Annotated in this window: 28 protein-coding genes and 3 tRNA genes; 26 read left to right on the top strand and 5 right to left on the bottom strand. The window is 44.5% G+C overall.

From position 1 onward, the window contains the following. Positions 1-2 precede the first annotated feature (2 nt). From RS891_RS22470 to RS891_RS22405, 14 genes are all read left to right on the top strand, one after another. Positions 3-866 carry an ABC transporter ATP-binding protein gene (locus RS891_RS22470; protein WP_315793248.1) on the top strand — a complete coding sequence of 288 codons (864 nt, stop codon included), beginning with the start codon at positions 3-5 and terminating at the stop codon, positions 864-866. 21 nt (positions 867-887) lie between these two features. After that, positions 888-2,342, top strand: a complete 1,455-nt coding sequence (locus tag RS891_RS22465) for an ABC transporter substrate-binding protein (protein ID WP_113053871.1) — start codon at positions 888-890, stop codon at positions 2,340-2,342. Positions 2,343-2,474: 132 nt separating this feature from the next. Next, positions 2,475-2,639: a hypothetical protein gene (locus RS891_RS22460; protein ID WP_167666091.1), complete on the top strand. Its 165-nt coding sequence runs from the start codon at positions 2,475-2,477 to the stop codon at positions 2,637-2,639. Between the two features lie 71 nt (positions 2,640-2,710). After that, positions 2,711-2,784: transfer RNA gene (locus RS891_RS22455), tRNA-Met, on the top strand. A gap of 56 nt (positions 2,785-2,840) precedes the next feature. Then, positions 2,841-2,914, top strand: a tRNA-Ile gene (locus RS891_RS22450). 242 nt (positions 2,915-3,156) lie between these two features. After that, positions 3,157-3,525 (top strand): hypothetical protein, encoded by a 369-nt coding sequence (locus tag RS891_RS22445; RefSeq protein ID WP_113053872.1) that lies wholly within the window; start codon positions 3,157-3,159, stop codon positions 3,523-3,525. Positions 3,526-3,548: 23 nt separating this feature from the next. Next, positions 3,549-4,781: a sialidase family protein gene (locus tag RS891_RS22440; protein WP_113053873.1), complete on the top strand. Its 1,233-nt coding sequence runs from the start codon at positions 3,549-3,551 to the stop codon at positions 4,779-4,781. Between the two features lie 185 nt (positions 4,782-4,966). Next, entirely contained in the window at positions 4,967-5,164 is a 198-nt protein-coding gene (locus tag RS891_RS22435; protein WP_315793247.1) for a hypothetical protein, read from the top strand. A gap of 190 nt (positions 5,165-5,354) precedes the next feature. After that, positions 5,355-5,780: a hypothetical protein gene (locus tag RS891_RS22430; protein ID WP_113053875.1), complete on the top strand. Its 426-nt coding sequence runs from the start codon at positions 5,355-5,357 to the stop codon at positions 5,778-5,780. Between the two features lie 237 nt (positions 5,781-6,017). After that, a complete protein-coding gene (locus tag RS891_RS22425; RefSeq protein ID WP_113053876.1) occupies positions 6,018-7,568 on the top strand; it encodes a tetratricopeptide repeat protein in 1,551 nt (516 codons plus the stop codon). An 87-nt stretch (positions 7,569-7,655) separates the two neighbouring features. Next, positions 7,656-7,826 carry a hypothetical protein gene (locus RS891_RS22420; RefSeq protein ID WP_181586604.1) on the top strand — a complete coding sequence of 57 codons (171 nt, stop codon included), beginning with the start codon at positions 7,656-7,658 and terminating at the stop codon, positions 7,824-7,826. A gap of 179 nt (positions 7,827-8,005) precedes the next feature. After that, positions 8,006-8,680 (top strand): hypothetical protein, encoded by a 675-nt coding sequence (locus RS891_RS22415; protein WP_258530686.1) that lies wholly within the window; start codon positions 8,006-8,008, stop codon positions 8,678-8,680. 116 nt (positions 8,681-8,796) lie between these two features. Beyond that, on the top strand, positions 8,797-8,922 hold the full coding sequence (locus RS891_RS22410) for a sporulation protein YjcZ (RefSeq protein WP_113053877.1): 126 nt from the start codon (positions 8,797-8,799) through the stop codon (positions 8,920-8,922). A 171-nt stretch (positions 8,923-9,093) separates the two neighbouring features. Further along, the gene (locus RS891_RS22405) at positions 9,094-9,423 is read left to right on the top strand and encodes a DUF1904 family protein (RefSeq protein ID WP_053784203.1); all 330 of its coding nucleotides are present in this window, start codon (positions 9,094-9,096) and stop codon (positions 9,421-9,423) included. Between the two features lie 81 nt (positions 9,424-9,504). On the opposite strand, the gene RS891_RS22400 is transcribed toward RS891_RS22405, so the two are convergent. Then, positions 9,505-10,698 (bottom strand): MFS transporter, encoded by a 1,194-nt coding sequence (locus tag RS891_RS22400; RefSeq protein WP_315793246.1) that lies wholly within the window; start codon positions 10,696-10,698, stop codon positions 9,505-9,507. Between the two features lie 144 nt (positions 10,699-10,842). Continuing rightward, positions 10,843-11,007, bottom strand: a complete 165-nt coding sequence (locus tag RS891_RS31745; protein ID WP_397386969.1) for a DUF6199 family natural product biosynthesis protein — start codon at positions 11,005-11,007, stop codon at positions 10,843-10,845. A gap of 323 nt (positions 11,008-11,330) precedes the next feature. On the opposite strand from RS891_RS31745, the gene RS891_RS22390 reads away from it, so the two are divergent. Next, entirely contained in the window at positions 11,331-12,479 is a 1,149-nt protein-coding gene (locus RS891_RS22390) for a sensor histidine kinase (protein ID WP_113053880.1), read from the top strand. Between the two features lie 97 nt (positions 12,480-12,576). Next, positions 12,577-13,059 carry a NucA/NucB deoxyribonuclease domain-containing protein gene (locus RS891_RS22385; protein WP_083678812.1) on the top strand — a complete coding sequence of 161 codons (483 nt, stop codon included), beginning with the start codon at positions 12,577-12,579 and terminating at the stop codon, positions 13,057-13,059. Positions 13,060-13,235: 176 nt separating this feature from the next. Here the strand turns inward: RS891_RS22385 and RS891_RS22380 are convergent, their stop codons facing one another. Further along, the gene (locus tag RS891_RS22380) at positions 13,236-13,472 is read right to left on the bottom strand and encodes a hypothetical protein (RefSeq protein ID WP_113053881.1); all 237 of its coding nucleotides are present in this window, start codon (positions 13,470-13,472) and stop codon (positions 13,236-13,238) included. 208 nt (positions 13,473-13,680) lie between these two features. Between RS891_RS22380 and RS891_RS22375 the strand changes: the two genes are divergently transcribed. The 3 genes from RS891_RS22375 to RS891_RS22365 all read left to right on the top strand — a co-directional run bounded on the left by RS891_RS22375 (position 13,681) and on the right by RS891_RS22365 (position 17,655). Continuing rightward, on the top strand, positions 13,681-14,130 hold the full coding sequence (locus tag RS891_RS22375; protein WP_315793245.1) for a general stress protein: 450 nt from the start codon (positions 13,681-13,683) through the stop codon (positions 14,128-14,130). A 237-nt stretch (positions 14,131-14,367) separates the two neighbouring features. Further along, positions 14,368-14,453: transfer RNA gene (locus tag RS891_RS22370), tRNA-Leu, on the top strand. A 280-nt stretch (positions 14,454-14,733) separates the two neighbouring features. After that, positions 14,734-17,655, top strand: coding sequence for an insulinase family protein (locus RS891_RS22365; RefSeq protein ID WP_315793244.1), 2,922 nt, complete (start codon positions 14,734-14,736; stop codon positions 17,653-17,655). 153 nt (positions 17,656-17,808) lie between these two features. Here RS891_RS22365 and RS891_RS22360 read toward each other — a convergent pair whose 3' ends face one another. Further along, positions 17,809-18,516, bottom strand: coding sequence for a helix-turn-helix domain-containing protein (locus RS891_RS22360; protein ID WP_113053884.1), 708 nt, complete (start codon positions 18,514-18,516; stop codon positions 17,809-17,811). A gap of 247 nt (positions 18,517-18,763) precedes the next feature. Here RS891_RS22360 and RS891_RS22355 point away from each other — a divergent pair, with 247 nt between their 5' ends. The 5 genes from RS891_RS22355 (at position 18,764) to RS891_RS22335 (ending at position 22,370) form a co-directional block, all read left to right on the top strand. Continuing rightward, positions 18,764-19,984, top strand: a complete 1,221-nt coding sequence (locus RS891_RS22355) for a MalY/PatB family protein (RefSeq protein ID WP_315793243.1) — start codon at positions 18,764-18,766, stop codon at positions 19,982-19,984. A 229-nt stretch (positions 19,985-20,213) separates the two neighbouring features. After that, positions 20,214-20,882, top strand: coding sequence for a uracil-DNA glycosylase (ung, locus tag RS891_RS22350; protein WP_113054054.1), 669 nt, complete (start codon positions 20,214-20,216; stop codon positions 20,880-20,882). A 14-nt stretch (positions 20,883-20,896) separates the two neighbouring features. Continuing rightward, positions 20,897-21,322: a hypothetical protein gene (locus RS891_RS22345; protein WP_181586606.1), complete on the top strand. Its 426-nt coding sequence runs from the start codon at positions 20,897-20,899 to the stop codon at positions 21,320-21,322. Positions 21,323-21,555: 233 nt separating this feature from the next. Then, positions 21,556-22,140, top strand: a complete 585-nt coding sequence (locus tag RS891_RS22340) for an LOG family protein (protein ID WP_072735382.1) — start codon at positions 21,556-21,558, stop codon at positions 22,138-22,140. Between the two features lie 98 nt (positions 22,141-22,238). Next, positions 22,239-22,370, top strand: a complete 132-nt coding sequence (locus RS891_RS22335) for a YjcZ family sporulation protein (RefSeq protein ID WP_211754062.1) — start codon at positions 22,239-22,241, stop codon at positions 22,368-22,370. Between the two features lie 189 nt (positions 22,371-22,559). On the opposite strand, the gene RS891_RS22330 is transcribed toward RS891_RS22335, so the two are convergent. After that, positions 22,560-22,754 (bottom strand): hypothetical protein, encoded by a 195-nt coding sequence (locus tag RS891_RS22330; RefSeq protein ID WP_315793242.1) that lies wholly within the window; start codon positions 22,752-22,754, stop codon positions 22,560-22,562. 358 nt (positions 22,755-23,112) lie between these two features. Here RS891_RS22330 and RS891_RS22325 point away from each other — a divergent pair, with 358 nt between their 5' ends. Then, on the top strand, positions 23,113-23,850 hold the full coding sequence (locus RS891_RS22325; RefSeq protein WP_315793241.1) for a glycerophosphodiester phosphodiesterase: 738 nt from the start codon (positions 23,113-23,115) through the stop codon (positions 23,848-23,850). A 239-nt stretch (positions 23,851-24,089) separates the two neighbouring features. Continuing rightward, complete coding sequence (locus RS891_RS22320) at positions 24,090-25,145, top strand: FecCD family ABC transporter permease (protein WP_113053889.1); 1,056 nt, start codon at positions 24,090-24,092, stop codon at positions 25,143-25,145.

The following is a 25,145-nucleotide window of genomic DNA, read 5'->3' as shown; positions in this document are numbered from 1 at the left end:
ACGTGATCCAATGCGAAGGACTTGTCAAAATTTTTAAATCCAGCGATGTGGAAGTCGTTGCCCTTCAAGGTCTCAATCTGATTGTCAATCAAGGTGAAATGATGGCCATTATCGGTAACAGTGGCAGTGGCAAATCCACATTGCTCAACATTCTGGGTGGACTTGATCGTCCAACAGCCGGTACAGCCGTTGTCGGGGATTGGGATTTGCTGAAAATGACAGACGCCCAATTGGTAGAGTACAAACGTCATACCGTAGGGTTCATTTGGCAAAATAACGGCCGTAATCTGCTGCCATACCTCACAGCACTGGAGAACGTGGAAACGCCCATGATTTTGGGAGGCAAGCGCGATCGTGCCTATGCCATGCAGCTGCTGGAGTGGGTTGGACTGAAGGATCGGATGCACAACAAGCTGCATCAATTGTCCGGTGGTGAGCAGCAGCGGGTGGCGATTGCCATCTCGCTATCAAATCGCCCCAAGCTGCTGCTTGCCGATGAGCCAACAGGTTCGGTGGATTCAGAGACTTGTGATACCATCATGGGCATTTTCCGCAAAATGAACAAGGAACTCGGGGTCACGATTGTGATTGTTACTCATGATCTAACCCTCGCTGGCAAGGTGGACCGGATCGTGGCGATTCGGGACGGCTTGACCAGCACCGAGTTTGTGAAACGCAATCCGAATCTGGATGACGAACACGGCTTATCGGAGGCAGGAGCCCCGGATATTCATGAAGCTTTTGTCATTATTGACCGTGCGGGACGACTTCAAGTGCCAAAGGAGTATCTGGAGGCGCTGTCTATTGATAATCGTGCCACATTGGAATTTGACGGTGAACGTATTGTCATTACACCGCCAAGATAATTTTAGAGGGGGAATTGGGAGATGAAGAACAGGTTTTGGGGAAAACGGGTGCTGGCCGTGCTGGCTACAGCCAGTCTGGCATTGCCGCTGCTTGCGGGTTGTACAGCGAGTGAGTCCAAGGATAACGAGCAGCGTGTACTGCGTGTAGCGACTTTATGGGGGGGCCAGGATGACAGTTATTTCCGTCAGCAGTTTACTGATGCTTTTGAATTGACACATCCAAATATAACGATTGAAGTTGTACCAGCGGTAGATCAGGGCAGCATGTACGGGTATGGTAACCAGGAAGAACAGCAGGACATTCCGGATACGATGGAAAGCTTGAAGAAGATTATGACAGGGGATAACCCGGTAGACGTCATCGTGGCGGATACGGCGACAGTCAAGTCGTTAATTCAGGAAAACATGGTGAAACAACTGGACCCACTGATGCAGGAAGATAAGTTTGATACTTCGGATATTGTGCCAAGTGTTCTCGAAGGAATCAAGGATTTGGGAGATCAGAGCATCTATGCTTTGACGCCAACGTTCTCCTCTTCCGCTTTGTTCTATAACAAGGGTATGTTTGAGAAAGCAGGCGTAGAGCCTCCAACGGACAATATGACTTGGGATGATATTTTCAACTTAGGTACTCGCCTCACTAAAGGTGAAGGAAAAGACCATGTATTTGGTTTCTCTTTCAGTACCTATCAAGGCGGTTCTCCATACTATACGATGTCGCAGTATTATAACTCTCTGCAGTTGAAAATTTTTGATGACAAAGCAGAAAAAATGACCGTTGATTCTCCTCAGTGGGAGAAAGTATGGAGTACGATAAGCAAGCTGGCTTTAGATAAAGTCATCCCTAAAGGAGACGAACCGCAGGATAATCAAGATGAGGGTGGACGTTATAATCCACTTCAGGGTGATCTGTTCCTGAGTGGCAAAACAGCCATGGTGATTGGAGATTACAGTTACATTAATCAATTGATTGATGCCAATAAAAATGCGGATAAAATGAAAGATTTTACGAAGGTAGACTGGGATGTTGTCACGCCTCCAGTTCATCCGGAGGCTCCTGAAATTGGAGGTAATATTTATCTGAGCAACCTCATGGCCATTAATAGTTCTGCTCAGAACCCTGATGATGCATGGGAATTGATCAAGTATATGAACAGTGAAGACTGGGCGAAAATCAAAGCTCGCAGCAGTTATGAGATGGTTTCACGGAAAAGCTTCATTAAACCGAAGGATGGTTTGGATTACAACATCCAGGCATTCTATACATTGAAACCTGTACCTCCGACCAATACGAACTTGGATAAAATGTATCAGAAAATGCCGAACCTGTGGCAAGTAAATGACAAGGGTATGGAATACTTCAATCAAGTTCTTGAGAACAAAAAAACACCTAAAGAAGCACTTGGTGAATGGGCAGCCAAAGGGAACGAGATGTTGGAGAAGTTGAAAAAGAACCCTAAAGCCACGTTTCAATAAAAGTTAGATGATTTTGTAGTAAAAACATAGATGCAGCCGCTGGAGATTTATATCTTCGGCGGCTATTTTTATGAAATTGGGGTATTCTACAAAAGCAGGGATAAATGATGACTCCAAGGAAGGACGAGTGGAATGCACTGGGTATATTTCAGCAAATTGTATGCAACCAAATTTCAGGCAGGGTGTCTTGCAAAACGGATGGAGCAGGATGGATGGATTTACGGTCATAACGAGCCAGCAGAAGTGGAAGTATATCGTTCAAAAAAGGGCCGATATGGCGTACGCTTTATTCCCTAACATTACCCCTTGACTTATGTGATATGGATGGTGTATATTAATTAAGTCGCTGTTTTAATATTTTTTACTGACGCGGGGTGGAGCAGCCCGGTAGCTCGTCGGGCTCATAACCCGAAGGCCGCAGGTTCAAATCCTGCCCCCGCAATTTAGTTTTACTGGATGATTTACAGCCATCATCTGAACGTTATACATTTTTGTTCAGGGCCCTTAGCTCAGTTGGTTAGAGCGGTCGGCTCATAACCGATTGGTCACAGGTTCGAGTCCTGTAGGGCCCATTCTCTCAAACCCCTTGCGAAGCAAGGGGTTTTTTCTATTATTACAAACTCGAAACTGAATACTACCTGAGTCTGGAACAAGCCTGCAAAAGCTCGATGGTGATGAGCTTTTGCAGGCTTGTCTGGTTTATCAAGGTTTTGTTGTTGTATTCCCTTTTAAAAAAGAACCGGTACTACTTTTAAGGATACTAGCGTACAAATATTGTAGTTAATCTGCGGTTTAAAGAGGAGGGATGGTTCGATTGCCAAACTCTACAGGGTTGATTTACAATTCGCCAACAGGTACAAGTATGGCTACTCAGATTCTTGTAACTTGTTTAAATGATTCACTTAATATTCCTGTGAATATCGAGATTGAGGTGTTTAAGTGGGACACTACTCAGAATGCCAGAATTCCAATCGGGCACGATTTATTTCAATTAGGACCCCAAGCTTCTCAGACCTTGATTTATGCTCTGAACGGTGCAGCCTTTTATGAAGTCCAATCGGACTTTTTTAGTGCTACGAGTACGATCATTCATGTATATGGTATTGATTCTACGGGTGAGATTATTCAACGCGTTTTACAGTCTGAAATGATATGGGTTGACCGGTTTACGAATATTCCTTAATTTGCGATTTGGAGGTGAGTGGTTTGCCAGTTGTAAATATTACAGGAGCACTTGGTGGAAATCAGTTCGAACCTTCTATAGCTACGAACGAATTGCTTCCCAATATTATGTGTGCGGTTGCTGTAGATACAAGTACAGGCCCTACGCTCATTGGGTTTTACCGTTCAATTGATACTGGGCAGACATGGACAACGACACTTTTGCAGCAACCTGCCGGATATGCTGGCGCCGAAGCGCCAACGATTGATTACACATTTCCGAGTACGTTCATAGTGACAGTCCATATATTTAACGGTGATAATGACGGTACAATTATTAGTTACACGTCCCTGGATGATGGGGTGACTTGGACTCCTCCCGTATTTGTGAACAGGGGATATGGCCTTATCGTTCATAATGATGAACCGTATATTGCAGTGGATCGAACACCTGGAAGTCCTTATCGTGGTAACGCGTATGTGGGGTATACACCTCTTGCTACATTGGCATCGTCTATTTTTTTGCAGAGATCATTAGATCAGGGGACAACATGGCAGATTCCAAGCCGAATTTCAAGCCCAAGAGGTTTTCATGATAGAAGTGCTATAGCTATAGGTTTTACTGGTGAGGTATATGCAGGATATATTACTACGGGGCCGGATAGTCCGTACGCTTTACTTCGCATCTCGTACGATGGAGGGGCTACATTTCAGCCACCTATTCAACAACAATCGACGTTGATCGCTTCTGTTGTGCCTGCACCATCTCCCTTACCTGTCACGAACTATGCTTTTCGAGTGCAGACGAACCTGGGCTTGGGTGCTGACATATCCAATGGAACCTTTAGTGGTACAGTCTATGCAACCTGGAATGATGCGCGGAATGGATACACAGACATTTTCCTATGCAGTTCACCGGATGGGCTTCTATGGTCAGATCCCGTTAGCATTACCGGAGCACCTGCCGGGTCACAAAATTTCTTCCCTTCCATCACCGTATCGCCATTCACAGGAACTGTAAGGGTTATTTATTATTCCAATCAAATTGATGGGTTTCTTTTAGATGTGTTTGTTGCTGAATCGTTTGACGGAGGAGCTACCTTTGCGAATCGCAGACTCACGACAACTTCGTTTAATCCCAATGGCAATTCCTCTACACCTACAGTATTAATTGGTGATTATATCACCGCTACAACGTATGCTCCCGATAATTTGGCTGCAGTTTGGATGGCAACAACTCCGCCTACTGGTAAATTGGACGTTTACTTTGGAAGTTGATGAATTCCAAGTAAGGATGAGAATATTTTAAATAAACCACTGTGGAAAAGCTCTGTTGGCACAATGCCAGCAGAGTTTTTTTTTATGAAAGGTGAGTGCTAAAGAAATTGAAATAAAGCTGATAAAATAAATATATGGTATCATTGCTAAAATATGTGTTAAGAAGGTGGTGACAATTTAAAGCTATGAATGGTGCTAGTGCTGTGGGTTTTGTAGGGATTTTAACTATATTTATTTTCATTGGTCTGGTAGGTCTGATTTTATATGCTGTGTTTTCTATGGCAATAAAAAAATCAGGTTTAAGAGAGGAAATATCAGGTTTGAAGCGAGAGATTCGATTATTAAATCAGAAAATGGAGAAAAACGATCATAATATCGAGTAAGCCATTTAAAAAAAGAAGAATGTTCAATAATCAATTGCAAATTTGAAAGTCAAAGAAGGAGAGGCACTGCTGTAATAATACGGGCAGTGTCTTTTTAGTGTGCCCTTTTTTCGGAATATCAGTGTCTGTCCATGCCACATTACAAATCTCACATATACTATCATATTCCAAACAATAGGAGGTAGATTTCATGAGCCAATTTATTGATGCGAGAACGTCGCAGAATGCAAGTTTGGCGAATTCTATTGCAATACCGATCCTTGTTATTAATACGCCACAATTATTTGGTCAGATTGGACTTGTAACTACTGCGGGTATTGGTGCCAATCCGCGTGTGCAATTCAAAGGGACCGTTTCAGTTCAACTTCCCTTGGCTCTCGTTGGAATAACGATAACGATTGTCAGAGGAACCTTGGCAACGGACCCTGTCATCTATTCTGCGACGTCTACGTTTAGCTTGAGCATCCTGGCTCCTCAAGTCATTACGTTCTCTGCGGATGATTTCAACCCACCGATCACACCTCAATTAACGTACACCGCATTCGTCAGCTCTAACTTGCTGGGTACGATTCGTGTAGGTCCAGAGAACTTTGATGGAGTCTTGTATTCGGACTAACGTTGAATGCCCTTGCTAACAGTTCGTTATAAAAAAATCATTAATGTATTAAAAAGTATTACCTGCCTTGAGAAAGGTAGGTTTTTTCTATTTTACAGGGGTGCGGTTTAGCACTTCATTGGATCAGGCTTTGTTTATGATATAATGCGTTAGAGATTAAGGGAGCGGTCTATGCGGGCATGGAATTGTAAGTCCGAAATTCGATAAAATTATGAATGGAAAGCAGGTTTTCAACCAATGATGCAAAACGAAGGACAACGGTTCCGCTTCAGTGAAGCTCCGGTATGGGACTGGCAGCGGGCATACTATGAACAGAAAGGGCTGCACGCTTGGACAGAGAATCAGGTTCCGCAATATATTACGAGTAATCCCATGATTGCAACGGCGTATGCCGAGATGATTTTTGGTTTTCTTCAAGATCTCGCCAGCAAAGGAAAGACGGCCGAGGCAGTGACCATTCTGGAACTTGGAGCGGGCGTAGGCCGCTTGGCACACCAAATTCTGCTCAAACTGACAGAGTTGAAAGATTTTGCAGGCGTGGCGCTGCCAGCTTTTCGCTATGTAATGACCGATCTAGTTGAAGATAATGTATTGGCTTGGAGAGAGCATCCTTCTATGCAATCCTTTATTAATCAAGGGATACTGGATTTTGCACGTTTTGACGCAGTACAGGATACGGTGTTGAATCTGGTGGTAGCGGATACAGTTATTCGACCAGGCGATCTGAAGCAACCTTTGCTGTTGATTGCCAATTACTTTTTTGACAGCATTCCACAGGAATTAATTTATGTTGGTGAGGGTGAGATATATGAGTGTGACGTATTCGTCCAATCTCCAGAACGTTCTCTTGTTTCCGAACCTGCCGAATTGCTGGAAAACATGACACTGAGTTATGAATACAGCCGCGCACCTGAGTACAGTGCGGAGAACTATGCATATCAGGAACTTATTGCACTATACAAGGAAGAGTTGGAGGATTCGCACATTTTGTTCCCGGCAATTGGTCTGTCATGCCTCGAACGATTGAATAGGTTATCAGAGTCAGGGTATGTGTTGATTACTGCGGACAAAGGAGACCATCGACTGGACAACTGGAAGTTTGCCGAGCCACCTGAATTCGTACTTCATGGGAGTTTTTCTTTAACGGCAAATTATCATGCCATTCAATATGTGTTGGAAGGGCAAGGAGCCCACACTTCCTTTACAACACATCATTATAAGGATCTGAACGTTGGATGTATGTTGATGGTGGACGAACCGTTAGGGTACGTGAACACAAGGCTGGCATATCACCGATTTGTTGAACGTTTTGGACCCGACGATTTCTTTAGTATAAAAGAATGGATGGATCATCAGGTTGAGCGGATGGAACTGAAGCAGATTATACCGTTCTGGCGTCTGGGCGGATATGATGCTGAGTTTTTGATTCATAGTGCCAACCGAATTTCGAATCTTCTCCCGGATGCAAGCGATGAGGAAATGCTTGATATTCAGTCTGGAATTCACGTCATGTGGTCTTCATATTATGTAATGGAGCGATTAGGAGATGTGGCGTTTCTTGCAGGTCAGTTGTTATATGGGATGTACATGTATGGGGACGCCAAGCGGTTTCTGGAGCTGGCGTTAGATGCTGATTCGAGAAAACAGGACTCGGCGGTACTGTATGACTTGGCCGTGTGTTGTTATGAACTCGAACTGGAAGAAGAAGCACTGGCTTACACGCGGAAAGTACTGGCATTGGAACCTGATCATGAAGAGGCAATGGATTTGCTGAAAAGTTTCGAATGACTATAAAGATTGAAACTAACTTCTCTTTATCGTATTATTAGGATGATCACACAAAAATTTCCTGTAAACGGAAGAGGAGATGAGAACATGAAGAAGGTTCTGAGCATTTTGCTTTATCCGCTTGCGGCGGTTGTGGGGGCGTTGGGCGCGAATTCAGCTGCGACTGGTGATATGGTACTTTTTGCGAAAGATATAGCTACAGATCGAGGTTATGACGGGCAGGAGATTTATGATAGAATTGAACACAGAAATTCCTAAATTCCTAACTACATATCATTTCAACTGTAAAAGTAATTGTTAGACGGAGCGATATGCCAAAGACAATTACTCTTGAAGCAAAGTGTGATGAGCAGGAATCCTGCCTGTACAGCCTTTAAGCTGGTTTCGTACCTAATTTAGGTATGAACCGGCTTTTATTTATGAATGGGGGATAAACGTTGAAGATTATTATTGGACAACCCATGTTGGAACAACAATTGCTGCAACTGGAAGCGGAATTGAAACAATATCCAGAAGTGGATGTGTTGCTCTTTCCTGAGGGATACCTGAATCAGAACGTGGAAGAGGCTAGGCATCTGGCGGCTGTATATGGAACGATGATTATATCAGGTCATCGCAGGTTGGATGAACGTCCCAAGGACCGTGCGGTCATCATTAACAAAGCTGGGGAGACTGTATTGGAGAAGGCGAAGTATACCGCTGCTGAGGTCGTTAAGGAACAGGACTGGAGCATAAGCACCTTGTTATGTGATGAGCTGGTGCTGCAAGGTTTTCGTAACGAGAATATTGGTAGAGTGGATATCGTTATGCATTCCATTGGAGTGGGGATGTTCAGTGAAGAGCAGTACACAGAGTGGATTGAAGAAGCTCGGCAGATGGCGATACAACATCAATGCATTGTTATGGGGACAAGCCATGCCGATGGCTCGTATCGTGACAGTGAAATTTCAATTCCAATCGCCTATTGTATTGCTCCGGATGGTCAGGTGGTCTTGGCGTCCAGAAACGATACACGTACTCGTTTGATTGTCCTTGAGAAGAAAAATACAGCAGACCTCTATCGTGAAGTAACAGGAAGTAATGTGAACATCCAAGTCATTCCTTCGGCATAATTCAACTGACAAAACACACAATGAATGGGCTGGATAGCTTGCCGTATAGCCCGGTCATTAATGTTTGAATCGACATATGTTATGGCATACCTTGAAATTCAAAGGAGGCCAATCAAATGAGTAATGTTGGATACGGTTGTAATAATGTTGGAGGAGTAGGGACCGGTATTTGTACTTCCACTGCCGCAATTCTGGTACTCTTCATCCTGCTCGTAATCATCACTAAATCTTTCTGGCTGTAAGCCACTACAGAACAAGGTGAGATTCTGGTTACGTGTATGCTCCGCTGAGACTTCAGCGGGGCTTTTCTGCGTTTCTATGAAAAAAATGATATGATGAAAGAGATTTGACAACCGAAAACAATGTGCTTAAAATCACATAAGAGACTAATAATAGAGATTGAAGGGATAGCAATGCCGTTTATTCGTTTTAAAGGATTCACAGGACCCCAACTGGAGGAAGTTGTACCCCGCATCACGGAGCAATTTGCATTGATTACCAATATTCCGCGGGAGAGAATGAAGGCAGAACGTCATGACGTACAAGCCCTTACTCCTTCTCCGGCTTCAGTAGAGATCTTGATGTTCCAACGTGATCAGGAGATTCATAATCGGATTGCTTCCTCAATGCAGGCTATTTTGGAAGAAGCGGATTTGCCTGATGTGCATATTTTCTTCAATATACTGTCACCAGCGTTGTATTATAAACAGGGCAAACCGTTGACAGATTACCGATTGGATTGAGAATAAAAGGGCTGCTTCGATAATGTTCGGAAGCAGCGGAGACGAGCAGATGTTGCTCGTCTTTTTTTTGATTCAATCATTTTAGTCTTTGATTCTATTTAATCGGAAAGAGCACAAAGAGGATATGATGAATAAGGCACCACCAATCAAATACACCAGCCGAACTCCCATTTGGTCAGCAATCAGACCAAAGACTACCGTAGATATGCTCATGGCAGTGGATAGAATAATTCCATGCGCTGCGTATACCGTGGACAAGGATTCGACGGGCATACTTCTCTGAAAAGCGGTTTGCTGAGCCACATCTCGGATCTGATAAGCGGGACCCATAAGCACACACAATACCAGAGCAAGCCAAGGAAGGCTGTTTAAACCGTATGTGATGGTCAGCAAGCTGAAGAGCAGAGAGCCTACGGCCATACTTGAGATTAGGTGCTTCTGTATGCGAGAGGCTAGGGCGATGGCTAAAATCCCCCCAAGAATGGTACCGGCAGAATAACTGGAGTTGATAAGTCCCCACCAACCTTCTTGTTGGCCCAAAGCTTCTTTCACAAAAGCAAGCGTGATAGCGCCAATCCAGATGGAGCCAGCAAGACCTCCAACCAGATCCATGAACGTTATCAGGCGCAGCGACCGATTTTTCCAAAGAATAAGCCAGCCTTCCGTTAATACATTCCAGCTGGAAGTGGATTTCTCGACTTTCTCCTGAATATTGCGGGTAAGTGAACTGATCGTAATCATTAAGAGCAGAACAGCCCAGGATAAGCTTGTAGCCGCCCAGAATGCTTGTGAAGCCCCCCAGTACATAACGATGTATCCTGTCATCGCATATCCAATGATCGTCACGGTCTGAGTGGAAAACGAGAGAAAACTATTCGCCTTCACCAGATCTTCTCCTTGAACCAATCGTGGAGTTAATGTGTTTATTAATGGAGATTCCCATCCGTCCAGGAGCGAGAGGATCGCTGTTCCCACAAGCAGAAAAGGAATATGAGCAGTGAGATCGGTAAATGCAATGGCGATTCCGGTAATCAGCAATGTTTTGGCTAAAGGAATGCTAACAATCAGCCTGGAGAATGCGAAACGGTTCACAAGCAATGGTACAGTAAAGCCTGCGACGATACGCGCTAACATTTGAATGAATGGAAACAGTGCAGCGTAAAGGACAGACCCAGTCTGACCGTAAATAAATGTTGTAATAACCATGATATATATAACATTAATGAGAGAAAGCAGCGTTTTGGCAGCCCAATATGGATAAAATGCGATGTTCATGCTAAGGTGTCCTTTCCACAACGATAGTTATATATTACGGGGATCGTTGCAAACGCACCACAAACAAAGTTGTCATTTTCCCGTCATTGAAGCAGCAAAAAAGCAGCTGTCCCAAGAAACAGCTGCCATTCTGGTTTCTATTATTCAAGCCACAACGAGCGAAAAAGCGATAAGCAGCATCAACAGACTGGTCATTCTGGTCATCGCCATGTATGGTCTGCTGGGTTCAGACTCTCCCCTGGAAATCCAGCCGTAACGCAAATACCAGCCAAATTTCGGGAAGCACAGATTGATGATACAAAGTGTCATGAATATAAAAAAGAGGGTTCGCATACCCGATCTTCCTTCCTCATTTTACATGACCGGCTCAACATTAACGTTTACGTCTTGTGAAAAAGAAAACAAGCAAAATAATAATAATGACGATTAATAAAAATTTCATGAGTGCCCCTCCTGATGACTTGATAAGTTTTTTTGAATGTATTTATCAGATATTACCCAAGGAACACATGACTTGAATAACTATGTTACAATTAATTATATTGTTTTTATATAATCACATACCATCGGGTTATCGATAGCTTCATTAGGAGCATGAATATACTTAAGTTTGGTGAGATGAAGGAGGAAGCATGACTAAATACAATCAACTCGCTATACAATGGGAATTTATTATCTCTAAAATTAAATCTTCCGTGACCGTAGTTGACGCTACCTTGCCTGATTTTCCGCTAATGTATGTAAATGAATATTTTACTCAGTTAACCGGATACAGTGCTGAAGAGTCAATTGGACAGAATTGCCGGTTCCTGCAAGGGCCAGATACGGACCCGAAAACCGTACAGCATATCCGCGAAGCGTTGAATAAGCAGCAGTCGATCAAAACAGAGATTCTGAACTATACAAAGAATGGACAGAAGTTCTGGAATGAACTGAATATTGATCCTATTTTCGATGATTCAGGGGAATGTCTGTTTTTTGTAGGGATTCAATACGATATTTCGGAGCGGAAATATGCTGAGCAGCAGTTGCGGATGGCAGCTTCGCTGACGGAAATGAACAGTCGGGGGCAGATGGAGTTCATTGGGAAACTGAACCATGAGCTTCGTACGCCGCTGAATGGGATTATGGGCATGATCGAACTTGTCGGCATGGGGGACAACAGTGAGGAGCAGAAAGAGTATCTGGAGCTTGCGCGCCAGTCAGGGGAAGCTCTTCTGAACATTGTCAACAATAGTCTTGATATGGCCAAGCTGGGAAGAGGGAAAATGAAAGTGGAGCAAATTGAATTTCAGCCGTTGAAGCTGATTCAACAGATTATTAAAACGCATGAACCCGCGGCGCAAAATAAACAAATTCGCTTGCTCTGTCATGCGGATCTGGCCATTCCTGATGTACTCACGGGTGATCCTCTGCGTCTCCGCCAAGTGCTGGACAACCTGCTCAGCAACGCCATTAAATTTACGGAACAAGGTGAAGTACAATTACAGATCGATGTTCAGGAGCAGCGAGGGGATACCGTTATCCTGGTATTCACTGTCCATGACACGGGGATTGGCATTCCAGAAAATAAAACTAATCAATTATTTGAGGCATTTACGCAGACGGACGTCTCCCACGCACGCAAATTTGGCGGCAGCGGACTGGGGCTTACCATCTGTAAAGAGCTGCTCGAACTGATGAATGGTCAAATTACGGTGGAGAGTATTGAGGGAAAAGGAACGAAGTTTGAGGTTACTTTGCCCTTACTTCGACAACAGGCGATCCCTAACGTGGGGTAGCCTATACAGAGCAGCCGAGTATGTCGGCTGTTTTTTTATATTGTTTAGCGAACTGGCGTTCTGGTATAATGCAAGTGTTGAATGGGGGAGAAACAGCATGAGTAAAAGACGCAGAAGCAGAAAGAGCAAGGGCAGGCAACGATTTAAAAAGCAGATATTGACGCTGGTGGCCATGTTAATGGTGGCTCTCTATGCATGGGTTGGGGGAGAATGGTCTCTGGACATCCCATCCCAATTTGGGGGAAGCAAAGGAAGCGTAGATCATACCATCACATTCCCGGCAGAGCGCTATCCCGAAACGGCCAATCATATCAAGACGGCAATCAAGGCAGGACATTCCGATGTATGCACCATTGATCGCAGTGGAGCTGAAGGTAATCGGGATTTGTCCCTCAAAGGTGTTCCGGTTAAAAAGGGGAAAGACCGGGATGAGTGGCCAATGGCAATGTGTGCGGAAGGAGGAGCGGGAGCTGATATCCAATATATTAGTCCCAAGGATAATCGTGGCGCAGGCTCATGGGTGGGAAACCAACTAAGTACATATCCGGATGGAACGCGAGTAAAGTTTGTAGTGAAATAATGACATGCCAGGAATGAGAAAGTGATTGATACAGATATGCCCTGGGGCTTTGAAGTGTGTGGCATAGCGTAAAAGGCAAAATAAAACCAGACGTTGATGCGTCTGGTTTTATTTTATGAATGGCGAAATAAACACGTCTAGTTCACGTATACATACATGAAGTGTTTGTTCCCTGTTTACAGATCAGCCGTACACAACTGCGTTCCACTTAAATGATGGGAGCGGATACTTAACAAACGAGTGACTTGCTCCACTTCGTCGAATGGAATCCACAGGCTTCCGTGGACGGTCCGTAAGGAAAGAATGGAAGCATCGGCTGTACGTTCCGGAAATCCAGTTACCGTTTGCCCGCTTGTATTACGGACGATAATTTGTTGTTTGCGTCGAATGGCAATTTCTACCTCTTTTTTCATATGTCATTGCTCCTGGTTATGGATTAGTAATTCGATATGTCAATAATTTCAATGGTTAATTTGTCTTCTTTATATAGTCTATCAGAACTAGGTATAGATTTCCAGATAAGAAATTATATTTTACATAGGTGTAAGGACTTATTACAGGATTTCCGTTTTTGAAGAAGCAACCAGGGGTTATATAAGGATAAAAGGAGGGGGATGTATAATGACACAATTGCTGATTGGACTTGTACGTACGGAGCACGAAGCCATTATCATGCTGAATAAATTGAAAGAAGAAGGCATTGCAGATAAATATTTGGGCGCGGTAGCCAAAGAACAGGTTAATCTCGAAATGGTAAGTGAGAAAACTGGTTTGCCGCTACCTCTGAAGGGCGCAGGAACAGATGGAGCTTTAGGCGTGTTTAAAGGGGTGCTTGCTGGTCTGGGCAAGCGGATGGATCAGACGATGTCCATCGGAAAAGCGGTACGCAAACTTGCAGGCAACGAGATTGGAAGTGAAACGGATGATTTGGTGCTTACCTTAACCGAAGCAGGGGTCTCCGAGGAAGATGCTAATTACTACGAAGATTGGCTGGTACAGGGGCATATCCTGGTGGTTGTGGAATGCAGCGAGGAAGAGGCGGCCCGAATTGCACCTATTCTTCTTTTTTAGTTTAATTTAAGCCTGATTTTAGGTTTCTTTAATGTTGGGGAGGTATTCTTATTTCACACCTCCCTTAATATAGATGGTTTAAAGAAAGTTCGGGACCGCAACTCGAACTTTCTAGGCACTGCTCGCTAACGCTGGCAGTGCCTGTTTCATTTTTTTTGGATTATTTTATGTTAAGGTATTGCAAAGCTATAAATTTCATGGTAAGATATTTCTTGTCGCCAAGAAATACATACCCATGCCGGGGTGGCGGAATTGGCAGACGCACAGGACTTAAAATCCTGCGGTAGGTGACTACCGTACCGGTTCGATCCCGGTCCTCGGCATCCTAAGAAAAGATCGCATGACACTTGTTAAACAAGTTGTTCATGCGATCTTTTTTTGTTTGAAAAATTTAATTTTTATGATTTTCTGCTGTACCATTCAGCTCATAAACATAAAAAAATGATAATACATATCAGATGACGCCTATGAGGCTGCCCATTATGAATTACCATGATCGATGGTGTATACTATCCGTAGGCATAAATTACCTCTAACTTTGAACTTGAAGAACTCAAGGTTGCATACCAAACTAAACAATTTAATGGACGGAGGACTCGACCCATGTTGAAACAGCTTAAGCCCTATAAGGTGCTGCAGGAACGCAGAATTGAAGAGTTGAAGTCAGATGCGTATCTCCTGGAACATCAGAAATCCGGAGCCAAAATTGTACTCTTATCCAATCAAGATGATAATAAGGTGTTCAGTATCGGTTTCCGTACTCCTCCGGAAGACAATACAGGTGTAGCTCACATTCTGGAACATTCCGTACTTTGTGGCTCCAAGAAATTTCCGGCGAAGGATTCCTTTGTTGAATTGCTGAAGGGTTCTCTTAATACATTTCTGAATGCGATGACATATCCCGATAAAACGATTTATCCGATTGCAAGCCGGAATGATCATGACTTCCATAACCTGATGGATATTTATCTGGATGCAGTACTCCACACGAATATTTATGATAATGAAAAAATATTTCTGCAGGAAGGTTGGAATTACAACCTGACCTCAGCTGAAGATGAGTTAACCTATAACGGCGTTGTATATAACGAGATGAAGGGTGCTTTTTCTTCCCCGGAACGGATTGTGCGCAGAGAAGTCTTGAATTCACTTTTCCCGGATACTACATATTCCTGTGAATCAGGCGGATTTCCCGATGCCATTCCCGATCTGACCTATCAAGGCTTGCTGGATTTCCACTCCAGATACTATCATCCATCCAATAGTTTCATTTATTTGTATGGGGATATGGATATGGAAGAGAAATTGCAGTGGTTAGATGAGAACTATCTGAGTGAGTATGATCGGATTGAGATCGATTCTGCCATTCAGCCTCAACCTGCATTCGGAGAAAGAGTGGACGCAGTTAAAACATATTCTGCCGGAAGTACCGAATCAGAAGTGGATAACAGCTTTTTGACCTATAATGCGGTTATTGGAACAAGTCTGGACAAGGAATTAAACATCTCGTTTCAAATTTTGCTGTACGCATTGCTTAACGCTCCAGGAGCGGTTCTGAAGCAGGCTTTGCTGGATAAGGGCATTGCGAAGGATGTCTATGGTACGTATGATGACAGCCTGTATCAGCCCGTGTTCACCGTTGGATTGAAGAAGAGCAATCTGGCAAGCAAAGAAGATTTTCTGGGGACGGTAAAAGAGGTGCTTGAGCGTGTTGTGAAAGAAGGCTTTGATCCAAAAGCGCTGCTCGCAGGTATTAATTCCTATGAATTCAACCACCGTGAAGCGGATTATGGAAGAATGCCCAAAGGGTTAATCTATGGTTTCTCCTCATTGCAAAGCTGGCTGTATGATGTCGATGCTCCATTCACTCATTTGGAAGCAAATGACGTATTTGCCGAGCTGAGAACGAAGATGACCGAGGGTTACTTCGAGAAGTTGATTGAGACGTATTTACTAAAAAATACACATACTTCTTTTGTTGCTGTCACGCCGGATAAAGGATTAAACGCACGCAAAGAAGAAGCGCTGAAAGCACATCTGAAATCAGTTCAGGCGGGACTGAGTCAGGAAGAGATTCAGCAGCTCATTCAGAGAACCGAGGCTCTCGCCGAGTACCAGAATGCACCGTCAACCAAGGAACAACAGCAGGTGATTCCGACGTTGTCGATAGAGGATATTGAACCGAAAGCATCTACGCTCTACCAGACGGTAAATCAAGTCGAAGGTACAACGGTACTGCACCATAACATCTATACCAATGGGATCGGTTATCTGAGACTGTTGTTCGATATTAAGGAAGTCCCACGGCGTTTACTGCCGTATGTTGGATTGCTGAAAAGTGTGCTCGGTTACGTCGATACTCAGAATTTCTCATTTAATGAATTGTCGAATGAAATTCACATTCATTCCGGGGGCATTCATAGTGGTATAGGTACGTATGCAAACGCGCATGAGCACAGTGATTTCAAGGCTACGTATGAATTCAACGCCAAAGTACTGTATGACAAACTTGGATTTGCTTTTGACATGATCAAAGAAATTGTGTTTACGTCCAAATTTGATGATTCGAAGCGTTTATACGAAATTATTGCCCAGTTGAAAGGCAACTTGCAGCGCAATCTGATCAGCGGAGGGCATTCAGCGGGAATTGGCCGTTCTACCTCTAAACACTCTGCTGTCGCAGACTTCAGGGAAGCCGTTAGTGGCATCACCTTTTACCAGTGGCTTGAGGAGCTTCAGGCGAACTTTGAGGCAAGAAAAGAAGAACTGTCGACCAGCCTTCAATCGTTGACTGGCTTTATTTTCAGACCGGAAAACTTGCTGGTGAGTTACACTGCGGATGATCAGGGATATGCGGGCTTGGAGAAACAGGTATCCGATTTGAAAGCGAAGCTGTTCACCCAGGACGTTGCCAAAGAAAAAGAGGCATTTACACCTGTGCATCACAAAGAAGGATTCAGATCTCCATCTGAAGTCCAATATGTCGTTCAAACAGGTAATTTTATCGATAAAGGGTATTCGTATACCGGCTCGCTGCGTGTCTTGCAGGGAATTCTATCTCTGGATTACTTGTGGAATAATATCAGAGCCAAAGGCGGAGCATACGGCTGCATGTCAGGCTTCAGACGTAACGGAGACAGCTATGTAGCATCGTACCGCGACCCGAATCTCGAAAAAACATACAAAGTTTATGAAGAGATGCCGCAATACCTGAAGGATTTCAAAGCAGATAAACGGGAAATGACGAGGTATATCATTGGCGCCATCCAGGACCTCGATACACCAAGGACCCCTTATGGCGAAGGATCATTCTCTCTGGAATGTTATCTGTCTAATGTCACCGAATCCGATCTTCAGAAAGAACGGGATGAAGTGCTAAGCACAACAGAAAGTGACATTATAGGTTTTGCGGAACTCGTATCCGCCATATTGGAACAGCAGCAACGCTGTGTTATCGGTAATGAAAACAAGATTGAGGACCAGAAGCAATTATTTGACGAAACCCTTGATTTGATCAAGAACTAATCGAATAATACATCAAAGTTGAAGTGTGAAGTAATAAACATCTGATCCAAAAGGGCGCTTTTATGAGCAGTAATAGCTTATAACTGCGGCCCTTTTTTTGTATACAGGGGATTCTCATCCAATCCACTTTGATGAACCAGCTTGTGTTGAGGTTTAGGTGACGGCGAGCATATTATAGATTTTTAACGTGCGCAGATCTTCCTTTGACATTTTCAGCTCATTATATAACTCCTGATTCTCAGGCAAAGGCGTTCGGGAGAATAACATTTTCAAAGCGATGGGCATAAAGGGACGGAAAGAAACCCCGGCCATCAACCCCCACTTTTTCTCGGATTCCTGAAAAGATGCCAAAATGTTAATATACAGGTTCTCCAGCGGTGTAGCCTGATTTTTCAGAATCAGCGTGGTGAGTGTGTCGTAATGCTCGGTGTGGCCCCAATACATATTTTCGCATTCCTGATAATTCTCAAAATTCTTGACGTTCATATACATCACGGTTCGATAACGATTCGCGTCCGACTGTGCCATCATGTCAATGACACAACGGATAAGGCTATTGTTACGCCCGTCATAAAAATATGAATAAAACCGCGTGGAATTTTTGAAAAAGCTGGACGGTACGGTATTCATCAACGGAGAGGCTTGCTTGGGCTCGATATACAACAGCTGCTCCACTTGAATGTTCAATGAATCAGCTATTTGATGCAGCGTGACTACATCAAGTGTAATATCTCCACTTTCATATTTGGACAGAGTGGCTTTACTTTTGTGGATCTGATCCGCCAGCTGCTGAACCGTTAATCCTTTCCATTTGCGAAAATTACGGATTTTCTTGCCTACTTCTTGGTTGATGGTGTTCATATCGGATCTCCTTCTGTTAAGTTTCTTAAGAATATGAGAAAAGGGGAAACCCCTTGGTAAAATCAATCTTTACGAAAAATATAACACTTTTTTCATGAAAATACCTATTATCACGAAACATTAAGATGGATTTGTTTCTTCTGAATAGATTGTACTGCGTTTGATGTAACTTCTGAGCCATGAAATAATGTATCTAACAGAACCTCATCCCAGGATGGAGAACAGAGAGAAAGAGGCGCAGAAGGCTATGAAGTATGATTTTGATGAGATTATTGATCGCACAGGAACCAATGCCATGAATACGGATGGTTTCCGTCAATATATTTTTAACGGAACAGAAGATATGAAATTTCCCTTTAAGGATGAAGAATTCATTCGCATGTGGATTGCAGATATGGAGTTTGCCACACCTCCCGAAATACGGGAAGCAGTCAAGGAGCGCCTGGACCGGAAAATTATGGGGTACTCCCAGGTATTCGATCCGGCATACTACGAAGCTGTCTCCAACTGGATGCACAGATACTACGACTGGTCATTCCCCAAGGAGCATCTGGAGACCTCACATGGGATCATTCCTGCGCTATATGAATTGGTTGAATACATTTGCAAACCGAATGAGAAGGTGCTGATTGTGACACCCTCCTATGGTTATTTCAAATCGGCTGCGGAGCATAATCATCTTGAACTGGTTTGCTCAGATTTGATCAACGAGCAGGGACATTATTCAATAGACTTTGCAGATTTTGAAGCCAAAGCCAGTGATGAGCAAGTCACATTATGTATTTTTTGCAATCCGCATAATCCGTCTGGAAGGGTATGGTCAACAGAAGAGTTACAACGTGTGGGTGAGATCTGTCTGAGCCATAACGTGTGGGTAATCTCGGATGAAATTCACTGTGACTTGCTGCGTACAGGCAAGAAGCATACACCGCTTGCCAAGCTGTTCCCGAATACAGATCGAATCGTTACATGTATGTCTCCAAGCAAAACGTTCAATATGGCGGGCCTAATGTTCTCGAATGTAATTATTGCAAATGAAGGACTTCGAACAATCTGGCAGAAACGGCATTATGGATTCAAAAATCCGCTGAGCATTGCTGCAACACAAGCGGCTTACGAACATGGCGACGAATGGCTGAGACAGTTGAAAACGTATCTCGACGACAATTTTGCCGTTGTGGATCAATATGTGAAGCGTTATCTGCCACAGGCGGTATTTCATATTCCGGAAGCTACGTATCTGGCATGGATTGATATTACGGCATACGTCCCCTCAAATGTAAATCTGCCTTTATTTTTCGCTGAACAAGCAGGGGTATTACTTGAAGATGGACATATGTTCGTAGCTAATGGAGGCGGTTGTATCCGTCTGAACCTGGCATGTCCGCGTTCGGTTCTTGAAGAGGGGCTCAGAAGAATAAGCACCGTCTTGGTCAATAAAGATGAGGGCATACCCGTTCAGGTTTGAATAGTACAGAATTAAAGCACATCAAATTGCAGCGCGCTGTTTCATGGTCACTTTGAAGTAACGTTAGTTATACAGGCAACCTATCCCTGATGTACACTTCTGGTCTGCTGTCCCCGGTTATGTTAAAATGGTGGATAGTCTATGAGTCGTAGGATGCGGCTCACGCAGGTGGCAGTTCGTTATGTGGACTGCACGGATATGTATTTATCAGGGAAAGGAGCCTTTACATATGTTTGGAAATGATTGGGACACGGTGCTTCAGGAAGAGACTGAAGCCGAGTATTTCAACAACATTCGTTATGCACTCGCCGCCGAGTATAAAACACAGACCATCTTTCCACCCAAGGAAGATTTGTTCTCGGCTCTTAAACTGACTCCGTATCATAAGGTCAAGGCCGTAATTATCGGTCAGGACCCTTATCACGGAGCAGGTCAGGCTCAAGGATTAAGTTTCTCGGTCAGACCGGGGGTGCGTATTCCTCCTTCTTTGAAAAATATATATAAGGAGCTTCACGCGGATCTGGGTCTGCCGATTCCGAATCACGGATCGCTCGTTCATTGGGCAGAGCAGGGTGTGCTGTTGCTGAATGCAGTTCTGACGGTACGTGAAGGACAGCCGAACTCCCATCAGGGACTGGGTTGGCAGACGTTTACTGACGCTGTTATCCGGGCATTGAATGAACGTTCAGAACCGATGGTATTTATGCTTTGGGGCAGTCATGCCCAGAAGAAAGGGGCGTTCATTAACCGGGATAAACACCTGGTGTTGGAGTCCACACATCCAAGTCCGCTTGCAGCACATCGTGGCTTCCTGGGCAGTCGTCCTTTTTCCAAAGCCAATGAATTCTTGACCTCCAAAGGTATTGAACCGATTGATTGGACGATACCGGAAAACTAGAAAAACGGGGGGCGATGGCATTGCGACATTGGGTAGGACGGAAAGTAGCCGTATATCGTGCAACCGGCATACGAGAGCCACTGAAAGGAACGCTGGTCGAGTGGGATGAAGAAGCGGATTGTGTACGAATCGGACCCAAGCGGATCAAGGTATCGTTCGACAATATCGCAATGATCCGGCCTCTGCCTGAAGAGAGCCTTCCCTTGAAAAAAGCGCGATCCGAGGTGCATAAGGTTGGATATGTGATGAAAAAGGCCGTACAATTTGAAAATGCCATCTATTTCAAATCACAGGTTATGATTTGGCGTCGGGCCAAAATTGTAGCATTATCCACAACCATTATACGTCATGATGAGGATCAGGTTGAGCTTGCAGACGGCCGGATTCTTCGCAAGGACAAGCATATGTTTGTGGTGCGCTCACGGCGTGGAATACGATAAGTCCAATGATATTTAATATTCATTTCATGCAAAGATCATATGGATTTAATGTTCGGCCTTTATAGTAAACAGTAACAACCCCTTCTAAATGATGTGTACTAATTATGGGAGCCCGGCCGGCTGCAAACGGTCGGGTGTTTTTTTATTCACTTGAGTATGATGAGTGATGTAACATAGTATTTACATTCATGTTATACACTAATGAAATAGATAATGAGAAGGAGTGAAACCCATTGAAACGTATATGTGTTTTTGCAGGCTCCAACCCGGGAAATCACCCCGATTACACACAGCAGGCTATTAAATTGGGTAAACAGATCGCCGATAGTGGGTACGCACTTGTCTATGGGGGATCATGTATGGGATTAATGGGCGCGGTAGCCGATGCTGCTCTGGAACAGGGTGGAGAAGTGATTGGTGTCATGCCAACTGGCTTATTCCGGGGAGAGGTCGTTCATGGAGGACTTACGCAGCTGATTGAAGTGGGAACGATGCATGAACGCAAGGCAACGATGGCCGAGCTGTCCGACGGATTTGTGGCGCTTCCTGGTGGGATGGGTACATTTGAAGAACTATTTGAGGTTCTTTGCTGGGCACAAATTGGTATTCATCGTAAACCCGTTGGTTTGCTAAATGTAAACGGATATTACGAGCCGTTGATGAAAATGGTTGAGCACAGCGTGCATGAAGGATTTTCCAATACCTCACATCTCAGTCTATGGAGTCTGGAATCTGATCCGGCTGAACTATTGAACCGGATGTCCTCCTATATTCCGGCACAATTGACTCAGAAGTGGTCTCAGCTTCAGGATAAGTAACTACCCGCTCCAGCGGAAAACTTTCCGATGTGCCCAAGCAAGTTCCCTTCCAAAACATAGTCTATAGTGTACTTTCTTAAAAGAGGGGAGTGTCACTCATGAGCGAAATTAAAGGCACAGGATACGGTTACGGATACGGCGGCTTTGGCGGTGGAGCATGGACATCAACAGGCGCGATACTGGTGTTGTTCATCCTGCTCGTTATCATCTCTCGTACATTCGTACTGTAATTCGGTCAGCCATTCCTGGACGGTGACATAGTTGCCGGGGCAATGCCCGATGAAGAAATGGCCTTTCCAAAGAGACGCCGGTACGGTCGGCGTCTCAGGGGAACGGTTTTTTTTGTTTGCAAAAAAAAAAAAGGAACTCCGCCTCTAGGAAAAAGAGAGACAGAGCAGGGCAGGACAAGACAAGAGAGGTTAGACCGTTACAACAGTATCACCAGGCAAACTGAGTGTTTTCCAGGCAATATACAATCCGATTACAGCAGCAATAAGGGCCAGAATAGCGGCGATAACAGCCAACTGATCCAGACCACGCTGTGTGTTAATGACAGATGCTTGATTATTTGTTTTGTCAGGAACGGCCAGCCCGCGAACGGATGCCTTTTTCATATGTTGGCGTGCTCCGGGGGGCGTTCTTGTTTTGCTGTTGGGTTTGCCGGATCTGCTTTTGGCAGAAATTCTGGGTAAGTGAGTTTTCTGGGAGGAAGTTGTGTGAGATACAGATCTCTTCTTGTTTAGGGGTTTCAATGAGCGACCTCCTTACAGCGGAGTGCAGTTGTCTATGACTGATACTATATTATGTCTGCTTTACAGATTGAGTTCACAAAATGAGTGAATCCCCAGCACCCCAAGATGTTACCCTATACACGGACGGAGCACACAATTAAACGCTCTGTTAATACAGGTATGACAAACTGTGTTTATAGTGAGAGTCATAGAGTTAATGTTGATCTCAGGAGGGGCTGGAATGAAAAAAGTTGAAAATATTGCCCATAGGGGAGCATCCGCCGTATGTCCCGAGAATACGATGGTTGCATTTGAACGCAGTTTGCAGCTTGGAGCGACAGGCATTGAAACGGATGTGCAGCTGTCCAGTGACGGTAGACTTGTACTGATACATGATGAGACGTTAAGCCGCACTGCTGGAGCAGAAGGCTGGGTCAAGGATAAATCAGTTGAAGAATTGCGTACTCTTGACGCAGGAGCTTGGTTCCATGCCGATTTTGCCGGAGAACGCATTCCATCTTTGGATGAATTATTCGATCTGGTTCGGGGAAAAGACATACTACTTAACCTGGAAATGAAAAATGGTATTGTTAGTTATAAAGGAATGGAAGAAAAGTTGATACAAGCGATTCGGGATTGGGATATGGAACAACAGGTCATTCTGTCCAGCTTCAATCATGCCTCGTTAGTGAGGTGCAAACGGCTTGCTCCGGAAATTCGCACAGCAATTCTATATATGGAAAAGCTCTACCGCCCATATGATTATGCGGCCAAACTGGAAGCTTCTGCTCTTCATCCTTACAAGCTGGCTGTAACACGAGAGGAAGTTGCTGCTGCACTGGCTCAGGGAATTGCAACACATCCTTTCACGGTGAATGATCCTACCGAAATGCAGGAACTGATCAACATGGGTGTGAAGGGAATCATTACGGATGTGCCTGATGTGCTGGCAGCATTGACTGCTGTACATAGTCGTTAATTCATATTTAAAACAGAGGTGCTGCATTGGAGTTCTTATAATCCATGCAGCTTTTTTTAGTACAAAAATTCATTTATGCAATAAACATGTCCCATTTGTCCATTGCCAGAGACAGTTAGTTGACATACAATGGTCTATGGGAATGAGAATCAATATCAATATCAGTTATGTATTAATAGAGAGGTGAATGTTATGTACATAGGATCTGTCTGCACCACTCATAACAAGGGTGGGGACATATGAGTTCGAAAGTTTCATCGGCAAGTCAACCTACGGAATCACCGACAGCCAAAATACACACTCGTCCCTGGGCTGCCACATTGATCCTGACCGGGGGGATTCTGCTGCTCGCACTGGGGATGGCGTTATCCATTTCGTTTGGGGCCGCAGATATTAAGCTGGGCGTTGTATGGGAAGCCATTTTTAACTTTAATCCTGAACTGACTCCGCATCAGATCATATGGGAGATTCGGTTACCACGTATACTTGGCGGAGCGATGGTCGGTGCCTGCTTCGCTGTAGCCGGTGCGATTATGCAGGGGATGACCCGTAACCCGCTGGCAGATTCCGGGTTACTCGGACTGAATGCTGGCGCAGGATTTGCGCTCGCTGTCTGCTTTGCCTTTTTCCCAGGCATGCCATATATGTATATCATTCTGTACTCCTTTGTGGGGGCAGGACTTGGGGTTCTATTGGTTTATGGTTTCGGTGCAGCGTCCAAATCCGGACTTACACCTCTCCGGCTCGTTCTGGCGGGGGCGGCAGTGTCTGCGATGTTGTCAGCACTAAGCGAAGGGATTGCACTGTATTTCAAAATTGGACAAGATCTCGCTTTCTGGACAGCTGGTGGTGTAGCCGGGACGAAGTGGTCCCAGTTAGAGGTCATGTTCCCTTGGGTTTTGGCTGCGCTTATTGCAGGGATTATTATTTCCCGTTCCATTACGCTGCTTAGCTTGGGAGAAGACATTGCCGTTGGGTTGGGTCAACGTACTGGCTTGATCAAGCTGGTTGGTCTGATTGTTGTCCTGATCCTCGCGGGTACAGCCGTATCCGTGGTGGGTGCTGTTGGTTTTGTAGGGCTTATCATTCCCCATCTCACACGTAAATTGGTTGGGGTCGATTATCGCTGGATTATTCCATGTTCCGCAGTGATGGGCAGTCTGCTGCTCGTATTCGCGGATCTGGCTGCACGTATGATTAACCCGCCATATGAGACGCCAATTGGCGCCTTGGTTGCCCTAATTGGGGTACCTTTCTTCCTCTATCTGGCGCGTAAAGAAAGGAGGACTCTGTAA

The sequence above is a fragment of the Paenibacillus sp. BIC5C1 genome, assembly GCF_032399705.1.
GTDB lineage: Bacteria > Bacillota > Bacilli > Paenibacillales > Paenibacillaceae > Paenibacillus > Paenibacillus taichungensis_A.
The sequence above is the reverse complement of the archived record's forward strand: the minus strand, read 5'-3'. Positions and strand labels throughout refer to the sequence as shown.

What these genes read in the sequence shown, in the direction of transcription:
- RS891_RS22385 (WP_083678812.1), top strand. Translation starts at nt 12,577, where the DNA reads ATGAGTAAAAGACGCAGAAGCAGAAAGAGCAAGGGCAGGCAACGATTT.
- RS891_RS22410 (WP_113053877.1), top strand. Translation starts at nt 8,797, where the DNA reads ATGAGTAATGTTGGATACGGTTGTAATAATGTTGGAGGAGTAGGGACC.
- RS891_RS22320 (WP_113053889.1), top strand. Translation starts at nt 24,090, where the DNA reads ATGAGTTCGAAAGTTTCATCGGCAAGTCAACCTACGGAATCACCGACA.
- RS891_RS22390 (WP_113053880.1), top strand. Translation starts at nt 11,331, where the DNA reads ATGACTAAATACAATCAACTCGCTATACAATGGGAATTTATTATCTCT.
- ung (WP_113054054.1), top strand. Translation starts at nt 20,214, where the DNA reads ATGTTTGGAAATGATTGGGACACGGTGCTTCAGGAAGAGACTGAAGCC.
- RS891_RS22435 (WP_315793247.1), top strand. Translation starts at nt 4,967, where the DNA reads ATGAATGGTGCTAGTGCTGTGGGTTTTGTAGGGATTTTAACTATATTT.
- RS891_RS22430 (WP_113053875.1), top strand. Translation starts at nt 5,355, where the DNA reads ATGAGCCAATTTATTGATGCGAGAACGTCGCAGAATGCAAGTTTGGCG.
- RS891_RS22400 (WP_315793246.1), bottom strand. Translation starts at nt 10,698, where the DNA reads ATGAACATCGCATTTTATCCATATTGGGCTGCCAAAACGCTGCTTTCT.
- RS891_RS22335 (WP_211754062.1), top strand. Translation starts at nt 22,239, where the DNA reads ATGAGCGAAATTAAAGGCACAGGATACGGTTACGGATACGGCGGCTTT.
- RS891_RS22420 (WP_181586604.1), top strand. Translation starts at nt 7,656, where the DNA reads ATGAAGAAGGTTCTGAGCATTTTGCTTTATCCGCTTGCGGCGGTTGTG.
- RS891_RS22460 (WP_167666091.1), top strand. Translation starts at nt 2,475, where the DNA reads ATGCACTGGGTATATTTCAGCAAATTGTATGCAACCAAATTTCAGGCA.
- RS891_RS22365 (WP_315793244.1), top strand. Translation starts at nt 14,734, where the DNA reads ATGTTGAAACAGCTTAAGCCCTATAAGGTGCTGCAGGAACGCAGAATT.
- RS891_RS22355 (WP_315793243.1), top strand. Translation starts at nt 18,764, where the DNA reads ATGAAGTATGATTTTGATGAGATTATTGATCGCACAGGAACCAATGCC.
- RS891_RS22345 (WP_181586606.1), top strand. Translation starts at nt 20,897, where the DNA reads ATGGCATTGCGACATTGGGTAGGACGGAAAGTAGCCGTATATCGTGCA.
- RS891_RS22325 (WP_315793241.1), top strand. Translation starts at nt 23,113, where the DNA reads ATGAAAAAAGTTGAAAATATTGCCCATAGGGGAGCATCCGCCGTATGT.
- RS891_RS22465 (WP_113053871.1), top strand. Translation starts at nt 888, where the DNA reads ATGAAGAACAGGTTTTGGGGAAAACGGGTGCTGGCCGTGCTGGCTACA.
- RS891_RS22380 (WP_113053881.1), bottom strand. Translation starts at nt 13,472, where the DNA reads ATGAAAAAAGAGGTAGAAATTGCCATTCGACGCAAACAACAAATTATC.
- RS891_RS22375 (WP_315793245.1), top strand. Translation starts at nt 13,681, where the DNA reads ATGACACAATTGCTGATTGGACTTGTACGTACGGAGCACGAAGCCATT.
- RS891_RS22330 (WP_315793242.1), bottom strand. Translation starts at nt 22,754, where the DNA reads ATGAAAAAGGCATCCGTTCGCGGGCTGGCCGTTCCTGACAAAACAAAT.
- RS891_RS22405 (WP_053784203.1), top strand. Translation starts at nt 9,094, where the DNA reads ATGCCGTTTATTCGTTTTAAAGGATTCACAGGACCCCAACTGGAGGAA.
- RS891_RS22360 (WP_113053884.1), bottom strand. Translation starts at nt 18,516, where the DNA reads ATGAACACCATCAACCAAGAAGTAGGCAAGAAAATCCGTAATTTTCGC.
- RS891_RS22425 (WP_113053876.1), top strand. Translation starts at nt 6,018, where the DNA reads ATGATGCAAAACGAAGGACAACGGTTCCGCTTCAGTGAAGCTCCGGTA.
- RS891_RS31745 (WP_397386969.1), bottom strand. Translation starts at nt 11,007, where the DNA reads ATGACACTTTGTATCATCAATCTGTGCTTCCCGAAATTTGGCTGGTAT.